This window comes from Nostoc sp. DSM 114160 (assembly GCF_053470305.1).
In genome coordinates, this window is the sequence record NZ_JBPFGO010000002.1 from 659436 (window position 1) to 682161 (window position 22726).

Sequence of the window (22726 nt, forward strand, 5' to 3'; positions counted from 1 at the left end):
AAAAGACACTCTAACTCCCAGAATACTTTTACAACCTTGTTCTTCTCAGATTTAGCCTTGAGCAGCGTCAGCTTGAGAATGCCATCTTTGTATTTTGCTTGAACCTGTTCATTCTAAACGTGGATAAGTAGCAAAATTACGTGCTAAAACCTGCCATAGCGGAATTCAGTGCGGGTCATGCCTTTTTCTTCCGTTTTGACTTCTAATTTATGCTTTTATGCTCACCCGCGATCGATACTGCTTCTGCGGATACCTGCATCTTAAAACCCGGTTTTTCCAGACCGTTGAGGTAGTATTGCTATCTCACTTCGCAAATCGGGTATATCAACTCTTAAAATAAAAACAAAATACCCGATGAGTATACAGAAGACCTCTTGGCATTTGTGCTTTTTGTACTCTTGGGGAAAAGGGTAAAGGTTAAAGGGAAAAGGGAAAAGGTTAAAGGGAAAGGAAAAATTCTATTCCTTTACCCCTTCCCTTTTCCCCTTCTTGGAACCCCACCTTCCCCTTTTCCCGACAAATGCCAAGAAGTCTAGACTATTCCTGCGGTTTCAATCAAGAAACCAGAGATAAACTGCCATCTGTAAACTTGAAAACGATTTTCAGCACATCAATGACAATAATTTTAGGCACAAAAGATAACAAACAGTCAATATATACATTTCAATTGTTGACTGCAACTCTTTTTGGTGTTAGACACAGCTTAAAAGCCTAAACTTAGTATAGTACATGTGTATGATACGTAAATTCTAAATTATTTTCTTAAATACTAGATTTATGGATTCTTCTCAAATTGAAACAGGTGCGCCTCTTTCTATAGAAATTGCTCAGATTGCTTCACCATCAACAACACTCTCTCCTAGCTCAACACTCAGCCCTCGTATTCCTAAAGATGCTGTTCGCACCAGTTTGAGTGCTTCTACTATCGATGGTATTTTCGCAGCACTTTTCTCTATTGGTACTGGTGGAATTTTGCTAGGTAATTTCTTGGTAGGGTTAGATGCCAGTCCAGTGGTATTTGGTATGGTGAGTTCTATCCCGATGCTGGTAAATCTCTTTCAGCCGATGGGTGCTTATTTGTCTGAACGCAGCACTAGCCGTTTTCAGTATTCGCTTCGCACTCATGGGATTGGTCGGCTACTATGGCTGATTTTAGTAATTGGCATTTTTAGCTTTAGTTGGGGAGGGCTTAATTCCAACCAATTAGTGATATTGTCGCTTTTGATTCTCGTATGCAGCCATTTTTTAGGAGGACTAGGAGCCGCATCTTGGTTGAGTTGGATAGCAATGTTGGTTCCACGGCAATTACGAGGTAGATATTTCGGGCTACGCAATAGCCTTGCTAACTTAACCGAGTTGGTCGGTTTGCCAATAGCCGGTCTAGCCGTATCACATTGGTATGGGGGAGCTATTCAAGGTTATGGGGTGGTTTTGCTCTTAGGCATTATCTTTGGAATTGTGAGCTTGGGGTGTCAGTATTTTCAGGTTGATATAAATCCTCAACTACAAAATACTTATTATGCTAACTCATCTCAAACCAGTGAGATTCAGTCGGACTCGGCACCAAATGAACCTGGTGAGATATCTGAACCAATCTCTCTGCCGCAAATGCCAACTCCTCAAAACCAGATAGATAACAGCATTTGGAAAAACTCTAATTTTTTGGTGTTTCTACTTTATTTCGGCTCATGGACATTTGCTGTTAATCTAAGTGCCCCGTTTTTTAACCTCTACTTGCTAGATACCTTGAGCTTGGATGTGAGTTGGGTAACTTTCTACAACAGTCTGCGAGCAGGAGCACACATGCTAATGCTAATCGTCTGGGGTAGATTAGCAGATAAAATAGGCAATCGTCCGATTCTAATTTCTAATGGAATTCTCATTGCCGTCGTACCCTGGCTGTGGCTAAAGATGGGTTCTAGTCCTCTCGATCTCTGGCTATGGTTGCCGCTGTTACACATTTTTATTGGAGCTAATTGGGGAGGAGTTGACTTGTGTAACAACAATCTTCAGATAGAGATTGCACCAGTGAAAAATCAGTCTATATATTTTGCGATCGCAGCAGCTGTTGCTGGAGCAAGTGGTGCTTTAGGAGCAACTATTGGTGGCTTCATCGCTCAATTTGCTGGGTCTTTTGGCATAGCAGAAGTATTTATTGTATCTGGTGTATTACGATTAGCTTCACTTGTGCCACTCATTGTTAAAAAAGACTTAGGTAGTTAGGATGAAATTTCTTTGTTGCAAATATGAAAACAAAAAGTTGTACTTAACTTGGAGATTTATCCACCTATAGGAAGAACTGCTAACTTCTATCTTTACTTTACAGTAATAAAGATTTATAACTTAGTGACTAAGTTAATGTCAGTAAAGCAGATTCTATAAATCTGTTATTACATAAATCTGACTTTATTCGTTTTTTCGTAATGCTTAAGGTAGACAGATCAAAAATTACCACCCAACAAGTTGAAGCTTTCGAGCGAGACGGTGTTATCTGCGTCAAAAATGTTTTGGATGACATCTGGGTAGAACGGATGCGAACAGCCGTTGATAAGAATGTATTAATCCCCGGCCCTTTAGAAGTTAAGGGCATCCCCAAATCAGAAGGTCATGTGGAACATAGCAGTAGCTTATGGCTCACTGATGCTGATTTTCGTGCTTTGGCTTTTGAATCTCCGCTAGCAACGCTCGCCGCTCAAGTCTTGAAATCAGAAAAACTCAACTTTTTGACTGACGGTTTCTTTGTTAAAAAGCCGAAAACAAACAGCCGTGTTGGGTGGCATAACGACCTACCTTACTGGCCCATACAAGGCTGGCAGTGTTGTAAAATTTGGTTGGCTTTAGATAGTGTCAACCAAGAAAATGGTCGATTAGAGTATATCAAAGCCTCTCATCGATGGGGCAAAGAGTTACGTGAAGGATCAAACCCTTCCTGGTTTGTAGAGCCAGAATCGCAGGAAATTTTATCTTGGGATATGGAGCCTGGAGATTGCTTGGTTCATCATTTTCTGACAATTCATCATTCAGCAACCAATATATCAACCACACAACGACGTGCGGTAGTCACAAATTGGACTGGCGATGATATTACTTATTATCACCGCCCGAAAGCATGGCCTTTCAGACCGATTGAAGAAATTGATTTGCCAGAATTGAATTCATTCAAAACCAAAAAACCTGGCGAGCCGATAGACTGCGATATATTTCCGAGAGTTGAACCGCATTACTAATTGGTACAAATGAATAATTCGATCGAGTTAGAAAATAATTTGTACTAGGGACTTGCAAAAAATAAATTATCCCAAATTATTTATAGATTTGTAGGGGCGCAAGACCTTGCGTTCCTACGACGGGATATTTTTTTAACTGAAAATTCTCTAATATTCAACTATCTACCGATTGTGTTTAGGTAGCCTTAAACTTTCTGTAAGTGAATAAATAGTTAAATAAACAATGATTAAGCCTCTATTAGTTAATACCTACGATCCCAAGGGAGGGGCGGGAGCTGCTCGTGCTGCTTATTGGCTACATCAGGAACTACTGAGGTTAGAAATTGATTCTCAGATGCTAATTCAAGATAAAAGAATAGCTGACTCTACTGTGGTCAGTTCTCCCAATAAGGTAGCCGAAACAATCTGGAAAGCTCGTCCGCTTTTAAATGATTTACCACTAAATATTTATAGAAATAGGCAACGTAACCCGACATTTTTCCGGCTGCAATGGCTCCCTAATACAGTTACATCGCAAATTGCTAGACTTAATCCAGACATCATTAACTTGCATTGGATATGTGACGGATTTATACCAATTGAAGCACTGGCAAAATTCAATAAGCCGATTGTTTGGACATTTCATGATATGTGGGCATTCACAGGTGGATGTTGCTATTCTCTAGGATGCGATCGCTATACAAAATTTTGTGGAAATTGCCCTCAACTCAATAGCAAGCAAAGCTGGGATTTATCTCGCTGGGTTTGGCAGCGTAAAATTAAAGCATGGCAAAATCTCAAGCTGACTATTGTCACTCCTAGTAATTGGCTTGCTGAATGTGCTAAATCCAGTTCACTATTTTCAAATAGTGACATCAGAGTTATTCCCAACGGATTAGATATCAACACTTATAAACCGACGGAGCGTCAAATAGCCAGAAAGTTACTTAACCTCCCACAAAATAAGCAACTACTTCTATTTGGAGCAATTAATGGAACTGGCAATCCCAGAAAAGGATTTGAACTATTGCAATCAGCGTTGCAAAAACTCAGTCAGTCTGAGTGGAAAGAGCAGATTGAATTAATTGTTTTTGGTTCATCTCAACCTCAAGAGGCAGTTGATTTAGGTTTTAAGGTACACTACTTAGGCAAAGTTGACGATCGAAATAAGCTCGCACTTCTCTACTCATCTGCGGATGTCATGATTGTGCCATCGATTGAGGATAATTTGCCACTGACTGCTTGTGAATCCCTGTCCTGCGGCACACCTGTGGTTTCTTTTGATTCAACGGGACTCAAAGATATAGTTGAACATCAAAAAAATGGATATCGAGCGCAATGTTTTAGTTGTGATGACTTAGCAAATGGGATTATCTGGGTAATAGAAGACAAAGAACGGCATCAAAAACTTGGCGCGAACGCTCGTGAAAAAGCCGAACAAGAGTATCCGAGCGAGCTACAAGCATATCGTTACTTATCCCTCTTTGAGGAAATGCTTACGCATTAATTTAACAACCACTGACTAGGAATTAAAAACCTTTTAAAAGCGTTGCCCTACAGTCATTTGGGTATCCTATGGCGGGCGTTGGCAAAGCGATCGCAATCTCAACCGACTTTTAATTAACGTGAGTTCGATGAACCTCTCCCTCCCAACCTCCCTCTCCCACGGGGAAAGGGAGGAGCAACGAGAAATTAGGGTTTTGGCTCCCCCTCTCCGTGTCCAAAAAGGGTTGGGGGAGAGGTCAAAAAAGGGCTTGTCGAACTCACGTTAATTAGCGATCGCTCTCCTACCCACTACAAGCAGAAAAATTTATACCGAGAAATTCACGAGCAATTCTGCAATACCTTTTGATTACTGCCCAACGTTTCATTGATAGCCGTGATTAATAACTCATCTAAAGGGATTCCCACTGCTTTCGCCATAGAGGAAATCACACTTTTGGGGGCAAAAGAACAATACAATCCAGCTTCTAAAAACCAAGGTTGTCCCTTTGGGTCGATGCGGAAGTCAAATAAACTGTAGTGGCGACAACCCAAAGCCTGATGACACTTCTTAGCCACTTGCTGAACCTTTTGGGGTCATCGGGTCGTTCGGGTCTACAATCCAAGACTTTTTATTATCTTTAGCAGCGAAACCCAAGTTGCCATCCTCTGTTTGTTGGAGTTTATCAGCATGGCTGCGGATGGGTTTGGAGTGGGGGTCTAACAGATACTCTTCAAGGGGTAAACCCACTAGTTCTCCGTCTTTGACAATGATGCCGCATCTAACTTCTCGACCGAGTTCGATGAATTCTTCTACAATCACCTCTGAAGCATATTCAAATGCTTGCTTAAGAGCAGTGTCATAGTCAGTAGCCTCTTTGACTAAAGCCATCCCTAAAGAGTTATCGGAACTTACGGGTTTGACGATCGCTGGAGGTGTAATTGTCGGAACGTCTCCTTGGCGAAGCAGTTCTCCACGAGGCACTTTTACCCCTGCGGCTTCAACAATTGCTTTAGCTCTGCCTTTGTGCGCCGTTATTGCCATGATATCTGGAGTATTGCCGATGTAAGGGATCTTCAGCAAGTCGAATAAAGCCCGGTATTCAGTCATTCCAGGGATACAAAACATTTGTGGTAACACGAGGTCAATGTTTTGTGCTGTTAGAAACTGTATGGCATCAGCCAGAGTCATCGGTTTAGTATCAGCAATATCTTCAGGGCTGAGGGAGGGAGGAAATCGCCATTGGCGATCGGGTGTGATATATGCAATCTGAAATTCATAGTGCGATCGATCTGCCGTTGCCGCGAGACAGTCTTGAGCATAAAGGCGTGACAAATCACAGTAAAAATCGTTGTATGCAGACCCAACTAAATGAAGGATACGAAGTACTGGCATGATTTATCTTCCTATGTAGTATTAGAATTTATATAGCGGTTCTCAGTTGAGTGGGCCATGAGAACCCCTCTTTGCAAGCAAGGCTACGGTCTATACACATCTTGGTAATGAAACCCAAACCCTGGATTTACCCCCCTTAATCCCCCCTTGCCAAGGGGGGAAATAATCCGGTTCTCCCCCTTGGCAAGGGGGAGTTAGAGGGGGTGGTATGTACACCGTATGCAAGCGAGGAAGGGGCTATGATATACTGAATTCTTCTTTAATTTACAAATTATTTAATCGCCACCTAATTCCACCAGTTTGCCAATGTTGAAGTCTATTTTTACCCATCCTTTGAGTTGTTGGAGATTCTTGAGTAAAAGTAAGGGAATCTGCCAATGATGCAAAGTCAAAAATGGTATAGGGTCATCAAGACTGTAAATAGCATCAGTGCCCCGCACTAGAGTATTAACCGATGTTTGCAATTGTTTCCAAGAACGAATACCAGTTAGTCGCCAGATTTCGTGATATAGGAAGTAAGTCGGCTTGCTACTTGCTAAAGGTTCCAGAGGTGCAGCTAGGGGAGTTTTACCAAGATAGGCGTCTGCAACACCGGGGTGATTGTAGAACATTGTGATTGCCGAATGGGTACGAGGATTGCATTCAATGGCGTAAACTGTACCGTCTTCAGCTTGGATAAAGTCGAAAGAAACTTGTCCAGTCAGTGCCAAACTCTTGACGAAGTGTTGCACCCATTGACGAATTTGGAGATTTTCGACGTTTTCGTAGTTGATTTGAAACGCAGAAGAGTTTGAACAGCAATGCAATCTTAATTCCCCATCCCGCACTGTACTATGTGTGCATAATTCAATACCCGGAATAAACTCTTGCATAATCCAAGGTTTTTCTGGACTGATGGGTAAACTGTTGACAAAGGCTGCTGTCTCTTCTGGGGTGTCGCAGGGAAGTTTGGTTAAATTTAAGCGGCGAACGGAGTCGTAATCAATACTTTTAAGAATATATTTGCGGGTTTCTTGACTAAAATCGAAATTGATAACTTGTTGAGGATCTGTGATTTTAAACGATTTGGGGACAGATAAGCCAAGCGATCGCGCCCGATCGGTAAAGGCAAATTTATCATCCAACATTTTGGTGATATCTGGATCGAAGTGAAAAACTTCGCAGTATTCTGATAATACAGGCTTTGCTAAAGAGTCATAATAGCTAGCTACAGGACTGCATACAGGTACATAAACGTCAACCTTTTCTTGCTTGACGATTTCTACTAGCGCCTGGATATAGCCTTCTGGGTCTGATTGCGGAGCCGGAACTGTATAAAAACGACTCACCGCTTTTGAGAATCTATGACCAGACAACCAGTATTTGTGACCTTCAATCAAAATAACTCTGTGTCCTGCGGCATGGAAAGAGCGGGCAAGTTGCAATGCTTTAGTCATCTTGGCTCCGCTCACCAAGATAGTCTGAGGATGAGTAGCTACAACAGCTTTTTTCGGAAACGGCGAACGCACAATGCCCCACAGCAAAGATATCAATACTATCAAAGCATTGAACGGCAAGGCTATTAGTAATAATGTCAGAGTTCCGAGAGTTTTGAATAGAGCTACTACCTTAACCCGAACACCTGTTGATGATGTTGGAGATTCAGGCAGAGATAAAGAAATTGATTGTGCCATAAGTCTTTCCTTTGTGTTTATTGTAGAGACGTTGCATTGCAACGTCTCTACAAACTTTGTTACACCACGCGTCTAATTAGCGTTATACCATCTCGGATGGGTAATAGAACTTGCTCGACACGAGGATCGGCGGCGACAACGCGGTTGAACTGAGCGATCGCTTCACCGTTGGCGGTGCGTTGTTCGGGTGGTAGGTAAACTTGTCCCTGCAACAAAGTGTTATCCACACAGATTAAACCGTCGGGAGTCAGTAAGTTACTATCCAACACGATCTGGAAGTAATCTACATACTCTTTTTTATCGGCATCAATGAAGATCAGATCGAATACTTCTTTTCTAGCAGCCAGCTTATGGAGTGTTTCTAAAGCAGGTGCTACTTCCACAACGATTTTATTGCCGTGGGGAGACTCACTAAAGCAAGCTTGAGCAAATTCAGCAACATAAGGATCTACTTCGCAACCGATAAGTTGCCCATCACTTGGTAATGCTTCTGCCATTGCTAAAGCTGAATACCCTGTGAACATTCCTACTTCTAGAATGCGCTTTGCTTTGGTGATATGAACAAACATTTTCAATGTCTGTCCTTCCAGATGTCCTGAGAGCATTTCTTGCTCTAATTGACGCACTGTTTCACCATCACTGAAGCGTTTGCTCCAGTCTTCAATGCTTGTTTTTTGCGCTAATGCTGTTAATGCGCTCGATTCTGGGGTAGTGTAATCATCCAAGTAGGGATCTAAACCCGCCGCTAATTGAACTCCCTGCCGTAAAGAATCTAATATCTCTACGGAAATGTTCTTCTCTTGGGCTAATTTGAGGGTTTGCTGTAGCTGGGCTACTAAGATGCTATGTGGCGTTATTGGTCTAGCTGTTTCTCGCCCTAAAACACTTGTCATATCTTCACACCCCTACTAGCTTGCCTTTTTGACTTTCAATGTATGCGTCAACCCCTTCTCCGCCACGAGGGTATTTAGTACAAAGACGTTTGTGTTCAGCTAAGGCAGCATCAAGTTCTTCACGAGTCAGATCGTTGACAAAGAAGCATTCACCAATCGGACGAGGCATAGCTGCGCGTTGTTTGCCATCTCGTGTCAAGCTTATAGACCGGGTAGCATACCAGAGCAAATCCCCATCTAAAAGAGGATGATCGAGTGATAAACCGATACGACTCATCAAGTCTAGGATGCGATCGCGCTCTTGTGTTGAGATATAACCGCGTTGTGCTGCAATGGTTGCAGACAAAGCCATATCTATATTGACCGCATGACCATGATATAGAGGTATCTGAGGTGCTAATTCTAGGGTAGGACTCCAAGTGTGACCGTAAGCGATGACGCGATCGAGGTCTATTTCATGCAAGTTAGGAGTCTCTAACTCCAACATGGTTTTTATTGCCTCGTAGTTTACTTTATGGGCAATCTCTTTAATTTCCGGTGTTGCATTCACATATCCAAAGTGAGTCGAAAGCAGTTCTTCGCCATATTCGTATAGCAGTTCAAAGACTTCAGAGTTAGAAACTACCGCAATTTTCACCAACTCTGCCATCCCATTGCGAACTTGAGCGGTTGGCAAGGTTTTCAAGAATGAGAAATCTAAGATTACTTTCAAAGGCGCATGATATGCTCCTAAGCGATTTTTTTCTTTGCGATGATTAACTGCAACCTTAATCGCCACACCTGCATCGATTAAACCAATCAACGTGGTAGGAATGCGGATATAGTTACTCTTGCGACGGTAAGCAGCACAAGCAAACCCAGCCACATCAGTAACTAGACCACCACCAACGACTAAGACTGGTTCTTTACGAACTAAGCCAAAGTCCGAAAAAGCGTCAACAATTTTTTCAAAAGTTACCAGGGTTTTAGCTGGCTCTGTAATGATGATCGGAAATACTGTCAGTTCAATGTCATAGTGTCTAAAATATGACCTGATCTGCTCGCCATAAAGTTCATGAACATTGGCATCAATTACAATCAGACAGCGACCAAATTTTGCATAGCTATCTGCGATTTCTCGGTTTTCAATATCAAATGCACCGTTCACATAGACAAGACTAAAATCGATTTTTTCGTAACCTTGCACGTGAAACGCAGTTTCGGTAGCTTCAAATGATGCTTGAACTTTATTCATGTGTGTTGACCTGATTTCAATTACAAAATTGTGAGATTTCGGTAATAGTTGCGATTTACCCTCATGAATGCCAGCAAACAGCTATGCTTTTTACCTTTTCAGATAAAAGACAAGACAAAATTAGCTTTTTATTAAAAGCTAACGTTTATTACTGACTGGCAATGTTTTTAAACAACACTATTCATTTGAGTAAGTTCTGTAGATGGGTTAACCCTTAATTCGGTATTAACCACAAACAAGTCAATTAACCCCACTAGCAACATATTGGCATAATATTTGCCCGCTTATTCTGTGGATTATTGACTTTAGTTTTGGGAAATTCATCTGAATTCAGATTGATTCCACTATATCTAGATATAGTGGCTTTCCAACTGTACGATTCTGCAAAAATTCTAACCGAGATAACTGATTGTATCGTTGATCTCCCAACTTCAATTTGAGATTAGAACCCTGATTAATCGTTAGTTCGCTATTTGTTAGCATTAGTCTCAAACCTTATATTACTAAACTTGCTACATTCTATTTGCTTCATAATAACAGTGGACTTTTAGGAAGTTTACCTGAATTTTTCTTAACTCCACTATATTTGTCTCTAACAACTTCTCGATCGTTAGACTTTGCAAAACTCATATCTTAGTAAACTACTCATATTGTTTATCATTGTCTATCTCTAGGCTGACATTTGATATTACAGAAATGATTAATCCTCATCTCGCTGTTTTTTTGCATTAGTCTCAAACCATAAAATGGCTAAAAACAAAGATGACTCACTGCATTTTCTTCAAAAATCTCAGTACAGTAGCTCTTGAATAGGTAAACTTAGTACCCCGTAACCAACATACTTACCTCAGCAACTCCTGAAAATTCAGAATTTAAATGTATCTGAGTTCCTTGTAACAAAAGTTTAACTTTTTTAAGGAATACTTGTGTGTATTAAAGGTTTCTAAGTTTGCTGAAATTGCCTTCTTAGCCTCAAATTAAGCCTTTTCAGCTTAAACCAAAAAATAATTTACTAATTGGTACCTGAAAAGTACAACACAAATCATAACATTACAGTAATACAAATCATAACATCTGTAAATATATTTAAGTCAATCCACCATGCGAAGTGTACTAAATAACCAAATATTTACAATAAGTATGTCTCAAGATAGATACTTTATACAAAAATATATGTGCAAAAACTATATCTAATATCGTGTCCGACTAAAGACTTATCATTTAGATCGCAGGGAGTAGGGGAAAAAGGCTTTTCGGATTTTTGCACAGATGCGGTAATCATAAATAATTAACCGGACTTGATATAACAGACATCTAGTGAATTTACAGCTATTTTCAGGTAAATAGAGCACGCAGTAGGGGCGCAAGGACTTGCACTCCTGCGATAGGTGTGGTTCAAATACATGATTTCTGCTGTAATTATGGATTGCGTTGCTCAAAATTCGTCGCTTTTGTCGGTTATAGATGCACGTACATACAATGTTTCACTTTTGCAGGCAGATTCACGGGTAAAAGCTCGCAATTTACCGAATGAACTCAACAGTACACTAATTCACATAGATAGTAAAATATTGCTACGATATGCGATCGCAAGTGGCGTAGTCTAAGACATTATGGAATAAACCTGTTTTGTCACTCTTGGAAAACAATAATCGAAGCAAGATTCTGAAACTTTGATTGAGTCAACCTTTGAGCCTCTATTTTCTAATAGTAACTATTTGTAGCCAAAACTTGAAAATTCAAGCTCTGAAAGTCTTTCAGCGATTGGGTTCTCCCAAAGTGACAAAATAAAGATAAGTAGGTCGGCGTGAATATTTATAGTTGAGATGAGGCAGGATAGCGCCGACGGCAAGCGAGTCCGCGAGCGTCGGCAGGTGGTCACTGTAGCGTAGTCGTAAAGCCTGTGGCATAGCTACGCAAAGGGGCGCAGCCTCTCTAAGAATTGTAAGACAGAGAGCAGGAGGGAAGAGGGTTTGAGTCTATTTAATTTTTCTTAACATAGTTTTATGTTTCCACACCGTTCTACTTCCACGCTGTTTTATATCATATCTGCGTTCAAAAATTACAATGTTACTGTTATGCTAGATAGCTGTCAAAGGAGGGAATGAGTGCGATCGCTTAGTCGCTTTACAATAAAAAGTTAAGTATTTATAAATATTGGGATTGAGTTCATAATTAAAGGGCAACCTTAACATAAATAACTCTTAACCTAAGCGTATTAAGTTATGAATTTTAAAGATTTGCTCAAGGGTTGTGCTTGAGTATTTCTCGCAGAAAAAATCTATTTAAATTACTTTTTAGAAAATCTTAAGATTTATTAACTTAGTTTAAAAAATCTTGGTATTGACTTCAGAATGTTAAGAGCGATCGCTTTGTAAAGGTTAGTTGATATTAGTTGTCAAATTGCTAGTGAAGTTAGAAACTAAAGAAATACAACACACGCAATTATTTTATGACTGCTATTTCTAACATTGAATTCAAACGGCCAATTTGGCAAACCGCGATCGTATTGACCTTGGGCTTTTGGCTCAGTGCCAGTCTAGTTTTAGACTGGGTAATTATGCCTAGCCTTTATCTTTCTGGGATGATGAGTCAAGCTGGTTTTACGACAGCAGGCTATACGATTTTTTGGAACTTCAATCGGATGGAATTATTATCGGCTGCTGTAGTGCTGACTGGGGCACTAGCTTTGAGCAAAACCCGATATCACTGGAGTATTGGCAGTATTGTTTTATCTGTGCTGCTGTTGACTATCGCTGTGCTTGACACCTATTTCTTAAGTCCGCAGATGTGCGCTATAGGAATTCAACTCAACCTATTTGAAGCTGCTGCTGCTATTCCATCGACAATGAATTTACTACACGGTAGTTATTGGCTGCTGGAAGTAGTGAAGCTGATAGCTGGTGGTACACTTTTAAGCTGGTGCTGGCGGGAGCAATTTTAAGAAGATGGAGAAAGTATAACGGTGAGAATGTCCACTTATAAATCTCACTCTGAAGACGCAAAGAAATTCTTTGCGTCTTTTTGCGACATATATCTTATGGGTTGATGAATGTGATGTTTACGACAAGCTACGCCTAAGCGTACAATTTTGTATTTATATTTGTGATTTTTCAAACTTAGGATTTTTCAGTTAAATTGCTACCATACAATAATTCAGTTTTTTCTAAGTGTAATTCCATAAGCAAACATATAATTATCTTTTACTATACATTTTCAGCTTTTCCAGACATTTTAACAAATAAATATTTATAACAATTTTCTGGAAGATGATATTAATTAGTTTTCATGTTTACTTTACTGATTTATCATGAAGTTTAGATGTTTCTACTAATTTTTTTTGAAAATTATAGTAATCTAAGTTTTAGTGAGTATGTTACTTGTTATCTACCATCTAGCTGAAAGCAGGTATTTTGCATGGTATCTACTACTAATCAAGAATTTCCCTGTAAGTTCTTGAATTTGTCACTCCAATTTGTGCAGGGTGGCTATTTGGTTCACACAACATTAAAACCCGTTTCCAGTACTTATGAAGAGATTCCCTTCTGCTGATTTAGTCGCCTGCGCATCTCACCACACACCATCATGGCGGCAATTATCAGCAAACTCATTCTTGGGCGGAGGTTTACCATTATTGTTGTGCAAGCGATCGCTTTGCCAAATCCCAAGACTAAGAGTTGCTCTACAATCACAAACTTAAGTAAGATATTGAACTTTTGGAATGCTTAGTTTTGAATAATACTTTTTTGATTGTGAAGTTGCCCTCAAGAATAAACTTCTTGAAAAAGTACCCGACGACTTTCGTCACGGATATAAAAACATACTTCGTCAGCGCGGAATTAATGCTTATAAGTCTTGATGGAGAAACATTTACGTTTACATTACAGTAGATTTTGGTCACTCCAGACTTCAGGATTAGGGACAAAAAACTTTTGCAAGAGAATTCAAGTATCTATAATTTTAGGCCACAAAATACGGATAACAATGATACTTTTGTGACTGATGGGCGAGAGCCAATGGTCTTTGTGTGGCACTTGAGTTACTGTTAGATTGGCTAGATTAGCTAAAGATACAGAAAACCAATCTAATTTTTGAAATACTATATCCTGACAACTAGTCGGGCAATTTTGCTATTGGTCAGTAGCATTAATTGGTTTAGTTGTAAGTTGTAGATTATAGCTTAACAGAGATTGGTGAATTAAGAGTTGGGGGGTGTGGAATCTCTGTACTAACTCAAATATGACCGCTATATTTATCTGAAAAGTGCTTTCAACAAAGTCACGGTGGATTCCGAAAAGGTAATTCACTAATTTTGCCTGCAAATGTTAATTTTATTTCAGAGCGATCGCAATGAAGACACTTCCGATTAGTAGATACAGATTTTTTCAAAAGCTCCAGCCCCTACCTTTGTTGAAAAAAATCACTGGTAAGTCGGTTACTGGTTGTTTACAAGTGTTTAGCACATCAGGCTCTTGGTCAATATATGTAGATGAGGGTAAACTAATTTATGCCAGCTACTCAGAGAAAATGTTTGAGCCGCTTTACAGAAATTTGCAACGCTTGAGCCAACAAATTTCTACTCTCCCTGACGGAATCAAAGATCAGTTGCGGGCGATATTTGAAACTGGTATTGAAAATCAGGCAATACCTAACCCAGATTATCTGGCTATTTGTTGGTTAGTAAATCAGAAATATATCAGTTCCTCTCAAGCAGCAATGCTGATAGAGCAATTGGCGCTAGAAGTTATAGAGTCATTTCTGAATTTAGAGGAGGGAAGTTATGAATTTATTCCTGAGACTTTTCTGGATGATATGCCAAAGTTTTGTCATCTAAATGTTCGTTTATTAGTTGAACGATGTTTAACGCCCCAAAATGAAACGGTTTATCGTCAAACATCGCCAAGTTATCAATCGCATACCTCACAATTTTTCCAAATAAATGAGCTACCATCTAAAGCCAAAACTACGCCAAAGTTACCTAAAATACACGGTTCTAAACCAGCAGCTTACTCGATTAATACTAATGCACACAGGGGTCAGCAAATCATCCAACCGCCTGCTGACAGAAAAATCTATACAATCTTGTGTATTGATGACAGTCCTATGGTATTGAATGCTATTAAAAGTTATTTAGATGAGCAAACCTTTTCCGTTATCGGAGTCACTGATTCTTTAAAAGCTTTAATGGAAATTATCCGTATAAAACCTGACATAATTTTATTGGATATATCAATGCCCAATCTTGATGGATATGAACTCTGCTCTTTGCTGCGTAAACACTCACATTTTAAAAATACACCTGTGATTATGGTGTCAGAAAAAGTAGGATTTCTAGATAGAGCTAAAGCTAAAATGGTTAGAGCATCAGGCTATTTAACTAAGCCTTTTAAACAAGGAGATTTACTAAAAGTCATTTTTCAACATATTGTTTAATTTCCTAATATAGCAAGCTATTCCATTTTAACAGCCTATTATTTTAGATATTTAAGGTTGAATATTATTTGCTTCACTATCATTATAGTTAAAGAATATTGTCTGAGATCAATTCGCTATGAAGATGCACTTAATTATGAAACGAACCGCCAAGTGCGCCAAGTAAGGCAAGAGAGTTGTTAACAGTGATAAATAATCAGTTAATTTACATCTTTTTTGAAATTGGTATTAGTTACAGTCCATAACCAAAAAGTTGGTGGGGTTATTTTTCCTGAAACGTCCAGACTCCTTCATCCCAATCTGATTCTGTTGGGGGTGATTGTAACCAATGCTGACAACGCAACAGATGCAACATAGCAGCTTTGTCTTGGCTGTCTGCTGCCAAAACTAGGGCAAATTCAGCTCTAGCACGGTTAAAATCGCGTCTGAGGTAATATTCGCGTCCTTTGTGATAATGCTCAATCACTTGCAATTTTTCGCTTTCAATTGGATTGGAACGCAAACCCAGTAATTCGTATATGGCTACTGGTTCGTTTCTACCCTTGACACGAATGTAATCTAGTTCTCTAGCCCAAATATTATCTTGGCAGGGTTTAAAAGTGTTATGGCTAATAATAATATCGCAACCGTACTGTTTACTAACACTTTCTAATCGGGAGCCAAGATTAACACCATCACCAATGGCGGTAAATTCCATCCGTTTACTGGAGCCAATATTCCCACTAATCACGGTATCTGAGTTGATGCCAATACCGATTTTAATTCTGGGCTTATTATCTATATGGCGACGTTGATTAAATTCGTGTAGGCGATCGCGCATTTCTAAGGATGTTTGTACTGCCATCCAAGCGTGTTCTTCTAATGGTAGAGGAGAACCAAATACAGCCATGATGGCATCGCCGATATATTTGTCAAGAGTACCTTTATGTTTAAAGACTGCCTCCACCATTGATTCAAAATATTCATTGAGCATACTCACCACTTCTTCTGCTTCTAAGTTTTCTGTTAATGTGGTGTAGCCGCGAATATCGGAAAATAAAATCGAAACTTCTTTGCGATCGCCTCCTAGTTTAGCGTCATCTAATTTCAGCAATTCTTCGGCTAATTCCTGGGTCATATAGCGGTACATCGTACTCTTGAGCCGCTTTTCATCACTGATGTCTTCCATCACTACCAGCGCCCCCCGGACTTGCTCTTGGTCGCTAGCATCGGCTATTGTGTTAATCGATAAATTGATACTATGTTGTTCTGTACCAGTGCTGATAAGTGTGCGATCCGGGTAATATTGTTGACGACCTTTTAAGTCAACTGCATGTAAAGCATCCTGATACCACTTGCTAAAGTCGCCTTCTTTGATGCCGATCGCGTCAGTAACTAATTTACCTTCTAAACGGTCTTCTGGCTCCAGTCCTAGCAAACGCTTGGCACTTTCATTGGCGGCGATAATTAACCCAGTTTTATCAGTGGAAACCACGCCATTGGAAAGACTACGCAGAATATCCCGTTGCATTTGTTCTTGTTGCTTGACTGTGGCAAACAACTGAGCATTTTGCAGCGCGACTCCCGCTTGAATATTAAAAGCTTCCATAAACTCTTCATCGTTGCGGTCAAAGCTAGCTTGGAAGCAGTCGGGAGCTTTGGGCCAATCAGCTGGATTATAAGGGGGAAAATCCCCGGATTTCTTTTTATTTACGAGTTGGGTAACACCAATCAGTTGTTGATCGGCATTAAATACTGGCATACAAAGCAAGCTACAAGTGCGATAGCCATTTTGCTGGTCTAGTTTTTGGGCTGTCTCTGAGTCAGGATCGTAGTACAAATCAAAGCCAATATTTAGCTTTTTGCCAGAAGCCGCGACTATCCCAGCAAAGCCTTTACCTACGGGGACTCGTAACTCTTTGGTTGAACCATCATCCTGAGTGATTTTCGTCCACAATTCATGGCGATCGTGGTCTATTAACCATAGTGTACTGCGATCGGCATTCATCAGTTCCTTGGCTTCATCCATCACCCGCTTCAGAGTGTCTTCTAAGTCAAGACTACTTTGAGAAAGTGACTTGATTGCCTTCATCAGCGCCGCTACTGCTCTTTGTTTTTGAGTCGCTACATAAAAAGAGCGTGAGGACTCTAAAATCAGACAAATCGAAGGAGCAAATTCTTGAAATAATTGTTCGTCAGCACGGCTAAAACCTCTGGTATCAATGCGCTCTGCAAGTGAAGCATCATAATTATTCTTAGATTTTAATTTATTCAGTAATTGCACTACTGCAACTAATTGCCCATGTTCATTTAAAAGTGGCAAAGCTAGCATGGTGTAGGTGCGATAGCCAGTTCTCTTTTCTTGTTCTTGGGCAAAATGCGATCGCGGATCGTTATAAAAATCAAAGGGAATATTGATAACTTGCTTGAAAGTGGCGACTTCACCACCAATACCTTTATTAGCGGGGATACGAATTTCTAAAGAGCGACCCGCCCTCGCCCTCAGCTAGAATTGACCAAAGTTCTTGTTTTTCTTCATCCAATAAAAATATAGTCGTTCGGTCTGCCCCTAGTAATTCTCCGGTTTTCAAGGTAATCGAATGCAACATTTCTTGCAGAATGGTTTCAAACCCATGAGAATCCAGCATTGATAGGGTTTGATGGACAATCTGTAATTTTTGCTCGACATCCTTAACGACCTGTTTAAAAGTATCTTGAGTCAGGGGAGCAAGAAACGTAGAAAAAGTTCCTTGTCTTGTGGCAAGAGCACCCACAGGAGCAGAATTTGCTGTTAATTCGAGGTTTTCTTGGTTGTTACCACCAATAATTAAATCGGTGGTTTCCCCATAACTTCCTTGATACGCTGACATAACTGGTATTTTATCTAACAGAATGAGGTTTTAGATTTAACAATGAGATTAAATTTATGTAAGTGGTGTTAAAAGCAACAATTGCTTGACATTATCCATAGTTTAATCGCTTGTTTAGCCAGCGTCATCCTGTGAATAAACGCTCAAGTTGATTACCAACAAGCATGGCTTGACCAAAACCCCTTCCCACTGCCATCAGTAGGGGGTTAGACCCCTCACATAAACGAGAAAACAATATTTTCCACAGGCGAGAGATTGTTAGTGTAGCCTCATAATATTTTCCAGAAACAGACTAATGAGCATTGCTGTATCCGTAAGATATAGTCGATTTATCTGAAAATTACTGCAAAGTTTAAGTAATTATACGCAATTTTTACAGTGACTGCGATCGCTTCCTGTCGCAGATATGTTAGCCGGAAAAAGAAGTGCTGAGTAAAAAATACTAGTACAGGTCATAAACCACTCTATTTGCCTGTTGTGATGCCTGTGTCCAATTACCAGAGCAAACGCATCTTATTTTCTAATAAAAACTAAACATATAAAAGCACATTTTTGCATCAATCTTTTTGGTCTATTCACTCCTTTATTTACATAAAATCATTCAGAATCAGAATTCGAAAAAGGATTTGTACAATAGAAAGAATAAGGATTATCATAATCACGATAGTGAGGTACTGTAAACTTATTATTATCTTCAGAAGCTTTTATTCGGCAATATGGTTCTAAATTGAGGTCTATCATATAATCGTTACCACCTCCTAAAGTAGGTTTAACTTCTTTGGTTTTTTTTGAAACTGAAAAATGACAAACCCATCGATGTACTGGATAAGCATGTGGTTTGTTTGTTAAAATCTCAGCCCTTCCTGGTTTGATATTATCTCCTTTACTCTTGTCAAAAAGAGAGTTATTTTTAGCATATTTTTCCATCTGCACTACTATAGTACTGTGCTTACATACTTCGTTCATTTCCATTTTCTTGTCAGCATTTTTCTTGTTGTACTCTTCATTAATGTATTCGCTAAAAACAGGCGTATATCTCAAATAAATTTCCCTTTTAGATATATTTTTATTTTCATCTTCTATTGAGTATTCACAACTAAATGGTAATAAGTTTACATTCTTACTATCCTCGAATGCTTTATAAGAAACAGTTATAGCCCCTGATTTGTTCTTGGTTTCTAATTCTTCTTCTATCAGTTTTGTGGTCTCTTGACATATTTTATTTTGGTAAGTTGAATCGGAAATTTTATTGATTATAAAATTTTGATATAAATTCCCACTAGTTAAAAATATAATCAAAAAAATTAATGAATTGGCAATAAAAGGGTGATTACTTAAAAAATGTGCAAAAAATGTACTATTTATAAACTTAAAATAAGGGGAGTTAGGAAAAATACTATTAAATAAGTTATAAACAATATTATTTTGCTTAGAAGAATTCGGGTCTGGTGTATTAGAAGAGTTCGGGTCTGGTGTATTAGAAGAATTCGGGTCTGGTATATTAGAGGAATTCGGGTCTGGTGTATTAGAGGAATTCGGGTCTGGTGTATTAGAAGAATTTGGATCTGGTTTCTTAGGTGTATTGGACATAACGTTAATTTTTAATTTTCTGGATATTTTTTCATTTAATTTAAAACATTGAGAATAAGAAAAACTTAATCTAGTTATCAAAAGTGATGCTCATGCAAATAACATTGAGTCTAATGACGACCGATTTTGTTAAAATCCCTATCTGCTTTAATACAATCTACCTTTATTGACTCATTGTAAGTGCCATCAATCATATCGATTCGGCAGTTATTAAACTCGTGATTTTCAATCACAGTAATTTCTTGTTCGTTGTAATAGTTTTCACTATTCAGACTTGAATACAAATCCTAAATGGTTTATTACGTTTTGCGATAAAAAAATCTATCTTAGGGAATAGTGAGAATGAGAGACCATTTATACAGTAAATCTTTAAGCGGCTAGACGATGTAGGATAATGCGAGCCATAACAACATATATAGTACTGGCGTGGCAAGGCTAAATTGTTGCAAAAAAATTGTAGGTTGGCTTGAGGAACGAAACCCAACACTCCGATCGATGTTGGGTTTCGCGTTGCTCAACCCAACCTACATCTAACGCACTATTTTGAGCTTGTCACGCCAGTAGATAGCATTACATACTTCCCACACATCAGTTGTGCGTTCGCAAAGCATCTCCCCTTAGGAGAGAATACCCTCCAGATTTGGCTGCTGGAATCAGAAGAGCGAGAATTTCCCATTCTAAGTCGCTAAGGTCGGTAGAATAAGCTTTTGCAGCCATTGCGTACTAAGTACATACACTGTCTTCAAAGTATCCTATCTTTGCGATTTACCTTAACCCACCACCTTTATATTTACTTTATAAATAGCCTCTAAGGACTAAAGTCCTTACTACCAACTTGCTTATCCATCAATTTAGTCTTGACAGAGTACTACTAGTTCATAGATATTTATTTTTCTACAGATAGAGTTAATTAAAAATATTAAGCACAATATTATCTCAGGCAAACATAAATATAAAATCAGATTCAATCTTTGAATTGAACCCATATATTAGATGGGCTGAAACATTCACCCTCTTATTGGAAATCCACAGGATTATTTTAATGAAAAAATTAAAGACTCAAGTATTTTTAGGTTTGACAGGTGCATTTTTAGCAGTCGGATCTTCCAGTTTGCTAGCTAGAGAAATTCCCACACAGAGTACATCAAACCTCAGAAAGTATTTAGTAGCGCAATTAGAAACCAATCCAAATGTCAATGAGTATTTGGAGAAAACTAAACCAGAAAGTTATAACGCTCTAAAAAGACAGTTAGATGCAGCGATTGAGGATGCAAAAAGACCGAGTGAAGATAAAGTAATAAAAAATCTTTGGTCATTATCAAAAACTAATCCTCAAATAAAGTGGAGAGAAAATAACGGCAAAATTGAATATCTGATGGCGAGTTGGAAATATGTCAAAAACCCAACCGAGGATTGGAAGGTAGGTACAAAAAAAAGCATAGAGGCACGGACTTGGTTAACAGCTGTTCCTCAAGTTAAGGAATTTTGTCAAAATTGTAAGGGGATCGGTATAAATATTCCTGGTAATATTATGCTTTCTCTGAGGTTACAGCAGTATTTAGGCTTAATTTTAAATAGAAATTCAAATAAGACGCATTTTGTCGAAATGTGGGTGAAAGCTGAAGATTTAAGTAGACCATGTGTCGATCCAGAAATTAATGATTCTAGTTGTAATGTTTTTGAGATCCCGATTCCTGCTAGTTATCCGATTTTGCAAGAGATATACACAACTTCTTATGCCGTTGCTAGTCAAGAACATTATCCTTGGACAGGTTTAGGTTACACCTATGATTGGGGAAATCCAAAAAAACCTCGTGAAGGAGCTAGTGAGTTTCTGATCGACGGAACTAAAGAAAAACCCATAGAAGTAGAAGTTGTTTCAGTCACAGCGACGAAAGAATATTGTAATAATCAATATTTAACGGTAAAAGATTAGAAATGAGCGCTCATGAAACACCTTGAAGGTAAAGTGGCTTTAGTAACAGGTGCTACGCGGGGAATTGGTAGGGGAATTGCCATTGGCCTTGGTGAAGCAGGTGCAACTGTATACGTTACGGGTCGCAGCCTGAACAACTCCTCTAGTGATGGGGTTTCAGGGAGTCTTAGTGAAACGAAATCAGCCATTGAGGAAGTCGGTGGTGTATGCATTCCCGTCCAAGTAGACCACAGCGACGATGAGCAGGTGCGTTTGCTTTTCGATCGCATTCAAGATGAGCAAAATGGCCAACTCGACCTATTGGTAAATAATGCTTACTCAGGAGTTCAGGCATTAAAAGACGCTCAGGGACAGCCCTTTTGGGATTCTGAACCAAGTCTTTGGGATGCTAGCAACAACGTTGGTCTTCGCAGCCACTATGTTGCGAGTGTTTTTGCAGCTCGGATGATGACTAAGCGTAACTCTGGACTAATTTGTACTATTTCTTCATGGGGTAGTATGTTTTATCTGTTTAATACAGTTTATGGTGTTGGCAAAGCAGCTTGCGATCGCCTAGCTGCTAATATGGCTGTTGAGTTAAAACCCCATAACGTCGCTTCTGTTTCAATTTGGCCGGGTATTGTTGGTACTGAGCTTTTTTCCAGTTTTGCTTCTGAGATGAATCAAACTAATGCTACTGACCCGAAAAACTCATTCTTGAGCGATCGCTACAACTGGGAAACTCCCTTATTTACTGGACGAGCGATCGCTGCACTTGCTAGTGAGCCAAATATAATCCGCCATACAGGACGCGTGCAGATTGTTGCCGAACTGGCTAAGAAATATAATCTTGTAGATGAAAATGGCGATCGGCCCGCATCCCTACGCTCTCTACGTTTTGTATTACCTGCTGCATTGCCTGTACTGAGAAAGTACTCATGGCTCATACCCGATATAAAAATGCCGTGGTCACTGCTGTTATTGAATGCCCTTGGTTCGCCTAAAATTTAATGGGTATTGGGCAATGCCCAATGCCCAATATCTAAACAAACTAT

General features: G+C 39.3%; 14 protein-coding genes and 4 pseudogenes. 8 read left to right on the top strand and 10 right to left on the bottom strand.

Features of this window, described 5'->3' with window-relative positions; genetic code table 11:
- Positions 1-23 precede the first annotated feature (23 nt).
- A pseudogene (locus NSTCB13_RS19860) lies at positions 24-283 on the bottom strand (Hsp20/alpha crystallin family protein); the annotation flags it as partial.
- A 494-nt stretch (positions 284-777) separates the two neighbouring features.
- Between NSTCB13_RS19860 and NSTCB13_RS19865 the strand changes: the two are divergent.
- From NSTCB13_RS19865 to NSTCB13_RS19875, 3 genes are all read left to right on the top strand, one after another.
- Entirely contained in the window at positions 778-2223 is a 1446-nt protein-coding gene (locus NSTCB13_RS19865; RefSeq protein ID WP_445631105.1) for an MFS transporter, read from the top strand.
- A 200-nt stretch (positions 2224-2423) separates the two neighbouring features.
- On the top strand, positions 2424-3227 hold the full coding sequence (locus tag NSTCB13_RS19870) for a phytanoyl-CoA dioxygenase family protein (RefSeq protein WP_448273571.1): 804 nt from the start codon (positions 2424-2426) through the stop codon (positions 3225-3227).
- A gap of 223 nt (positions 3228-3450) precedes the next feature.
- Entirely contained in the window at positions 3451-4713 is a 1263-nt protein-coding gene (locus NSTCB13_RS19875; protein ID WP_448273572.1) for a glycosyltransferase family 4 protein, read from the top strand.
- 317 nt (positions 4714-5030) lie between these two features.
- Here NSTCB13_RS19875 and NSTCB13_RS19880 read toward each other — a convergent pair.
- The 5 genes and pseudogenes from NSTCB13_RS19880 to NSTCB13_RS19900 all read right to left on the bottom strand — a co-directional run bounded on the left by NSTCB13_RS19880 (position 5031) and on the right by NSTCB13_RS19900 (position 10367).
- Positions 5031-6084 (bottom strand): annotated as a pseudogene (locus NSTCB13_RS19880) (D-alanine--D-alanine ligase family protein).
- Between the two features lie 275 nt (positions 6085-6359).
- Positions 6360-7757 carry an ATP-grasp domain-containing protein gene (locus tag NSTCB13_RS19885; protein ID WP_448273573.1) on the bottom strand — a complete coding sequence of 466 codons (1398 nt, stop codon included), beginning with the start codon at positions 7755-7757 and terminating at the stop codon, positions 6360-6362.
- 59 nt (positions 7758-7816) lie between these two features.
- A complete protein-coding gene (locus tag NSTCB13_RS19890; RefSeq protein ID WP_448273574.1) occupies positions 7817-8650 on the bottom strand; it encodes an O-methyltransferase in 834 nt (277 codons plus the stop codon).
- Between the two features lie 4 nt (positions 8651-8654).
- On the bottom strand, positions 8655-9884 hold the full coding sequence (locus NSTCB13_RS19895; RefSeq protein WP_448273575.1) for a sedoheptulose 7-phosphate cyclase: 1230 nt from the start codon (positions 9882-9884) through the stop codon (positions 8655-8657).
- Positions 9885-10214: 330 nt separating this feature from the next.
- The gene (locus tag NSTCB13_RS19900) at positions 10215-10367 is read right to left on the bottom strand and encodes a hypothetical protein (RefSeq protein ID WP_448267470.1); all 153 of its coding nucleotides are present in this window, start codon (positions 10365-10367) and stop codon (positions 10215-10217) included.
- 920 nt (positions 10368-11287) lie between these two features.
- Here NSTCB13_RS19900 and NSTCB13_RS19905 point away from each other — a divergent pair.
- Both NSTCB13_RS19905 and NSTCB13_RS19910 read left to right on the top strand, forming a co-directional pair.
- A complete protein-coding gene (locus NSTCB13_RS19905; RefSeq protein WP_448273576.1) occupies positions 11288-11491 on the top strand; it encodes a hypothetical protein in 204 nt (67 codons plus the stop codon).
- A gap of 845 nt (positions 11492-12336) precedes the next feature.
- Positions 12337-12828, top strand: a complete 492-nt coding sequence (locus NSTCB13_RS19910; protein ID WP_448273577.1) for a hypothetical protein — start codon at positions 12337-12339, stop codon at positions 12826-12828.
- 583 nt (positions 12829-13411) lie between these two features.
- On the opposite strand, the gene NSTCB13_RS19915 is transcribed toward NSTCB13_RS19910, so the two are convergent.
- On the bottom strand, positions 13412-13576 hold the full coding sequence (locus tag NSTCB13_RS19915; RefSeq protein WP_448273578.1) for a hypothetical protein: 165 nt from the start codon (positions 13574-13576) through the stop codon (positions 13412-13414).
- Between the two features lie 658 nt (positions 13577-14234).
- Here NSTCB13_RS19915 and NSTCB13_RS19920 point away from each other — a divergent pair.
- Positions 14235-15317 (top strand): response regulator, encoded by a 1083-nt coding sequence (locus NSTCB13_RS19920; RefSeq protein WP_448273579.1) that lies wholly within the window; start codon positions 14235-14237, stop codon positions 15315-15317.
- Between the two features lie 262 nt (positions 15318-15579).
- Here NSTCB13_RS19920 and NSTCB13_RS19925 read toward each other — a convergent pair.
- The 3 genes and pseudogenes from NSTCB13_RS19925 to NSTCB13_RS19935 form a co-directional block, all read right to left on the bottom strand.
- Positions 15580-18166, bottom strand: a pseudogene (locus tag NSTCB13_RS19925) (GAF domain-containing protein).
- A 597-nt stretch (positions 18167-18763) separates the two neighbouring features.
- Entirely contained in the window at positions 18764-19756 is a 993-nt protein-coding gene (locus tag NSTCB13_RS19930; protein ID WP_448273580.1) for a hypothetical protein, read from the bottom strand.
- 548 nt (positions 19757-20304) lie between these two features.
- A pseudogene (locus NSTCB13_RS19935) lies at positions 20305-20473 on the bottom strand (transposase); the annotation flags it as partial.
- Between the two features lie 325 nt (positions 20474-20798).
- Between NSTCB13_RS19935 and NSTCB13_RS19940 the strand changes: the two are divergent.
- Both NSTCB13_RS19940 and NSTCB13_RS19945 read left to right on the top strand, forming a co-directional pair.
- Positions 20799-21692, top strand: a complete 894-nt coding sequence (locus NSTCB13_RS19940) for a hypothetical protein (RefSeq protein WP_448273581.1) — start codon at positions 20799-20801, stop codon at positions 21690-21692.
- Between the two features lie 12 nt (positions 21693-21704).
- A complete protein-coding gene (locus tag NSTCB13_RS19945) occupies positions 21705-22682 on the top strand; it encodes an SDR family NAD(P)-dependent oxidoreductase (RefSeq protein ID WP_445631093.1) in 978 nt (325 codons plus the stop codon).
- The last annotated feature ends 44 nt before the right edge of the window (positions 22683-22726 follow it).

Bases quoted from the DNA above. Each gene is read 5' to 3' on its own strand.
- NSTCB13_RS19865 (WP_445631105.1), top strand. From the start codon at position 778: ATGGATTCTTCTCAAATTGAAACAGGTGCGCCTCTTTCTATAGAAATT.
- NSTCB13_RS19870 (WP_448273571.1), top strand. From the start codon at position 2,424: ATGCTTAAGGTAGACAGATCAAAAATTACCACCCAACAAGTTGAAGCT.
- NSTCB13_RS19875 (WP_448273572.1), top strand. From the start codon at position 3,451: ATGATTAAGCCTCTATTAGTTAATACCTACGATCCCAAGGGAGGGGCG.
- NSTCB13_RS19885 (WP_448273573.1), bottom strand. From the start codon at position 7,757: ATGGCACAATCAATTTCTTTATCTCTGCCTGAATCTCCAACATCATCA.
- NSTCB13_RS19890 (WP_448273574.1), bottom strand. From the start codon at position 8,650: ATGACAAGTGTTTTAGGGCGAGAAACAGCTAGACCAATAACGCCACAT.
- NSTCB13_RS19895 (WP_448273575.1), bottom strand. From the start codon at position 9,884: ATGAATAAAGTTCAAGCATCATTTGAAGCTACCGAAACTGCGTTTCAC.
- NSTCB13_RS19900 (WP_448267470.1), bottom strand. From the start codon at position 10,367: ATGCTAACAAATAGCGAACTAACGATTAATCAGGGTTCTAATCTCAAA.
- NSTCB13_RS19905 (WP_448273576.1), top strand. From the start codon at position 11,288: ATGATTTCTGCTGTAATTATGGATTGCGTTGCTCAAAATTCGTCGCTT.
- NSTCB13_RS19910 (WP_448273577.1), top strand. From the start codon at position 12,337: ATGACTGCTATTTCTAACATTGAATTCAAACGGCCAATTTGGCAAACC.
- NSTCB13_RS19920 (WP_448273579.1), top strand. From the start codon at position 14,235: ATGAAGACACTTCCGATTAGTAGATACAGATTTTTTCAAAAGCTCCAG.
- NSTCB13_RS19930 (WP_448273580.1), bottom strand. From the start codon at position 19,756: ATGTCCAATACACCTAAGAAACCAGATCCAAATTCTTCTAATACACCA.
- NSTCB13_RS19940 (WP_448273581.1), top strand. From the start codon at position 20,799: ATGAAAAAATTAAAGACTCAAGTATTTTTAGGTTTGACAGGTGCATTT.
- NSTCB13_RS19945 (WP_445631093.1), top strand. From the start codon at position 21,705: ATGAAACACCTTGAAGGTAAAGTGGCTTTAGTAACAGGTGCTACGCGG.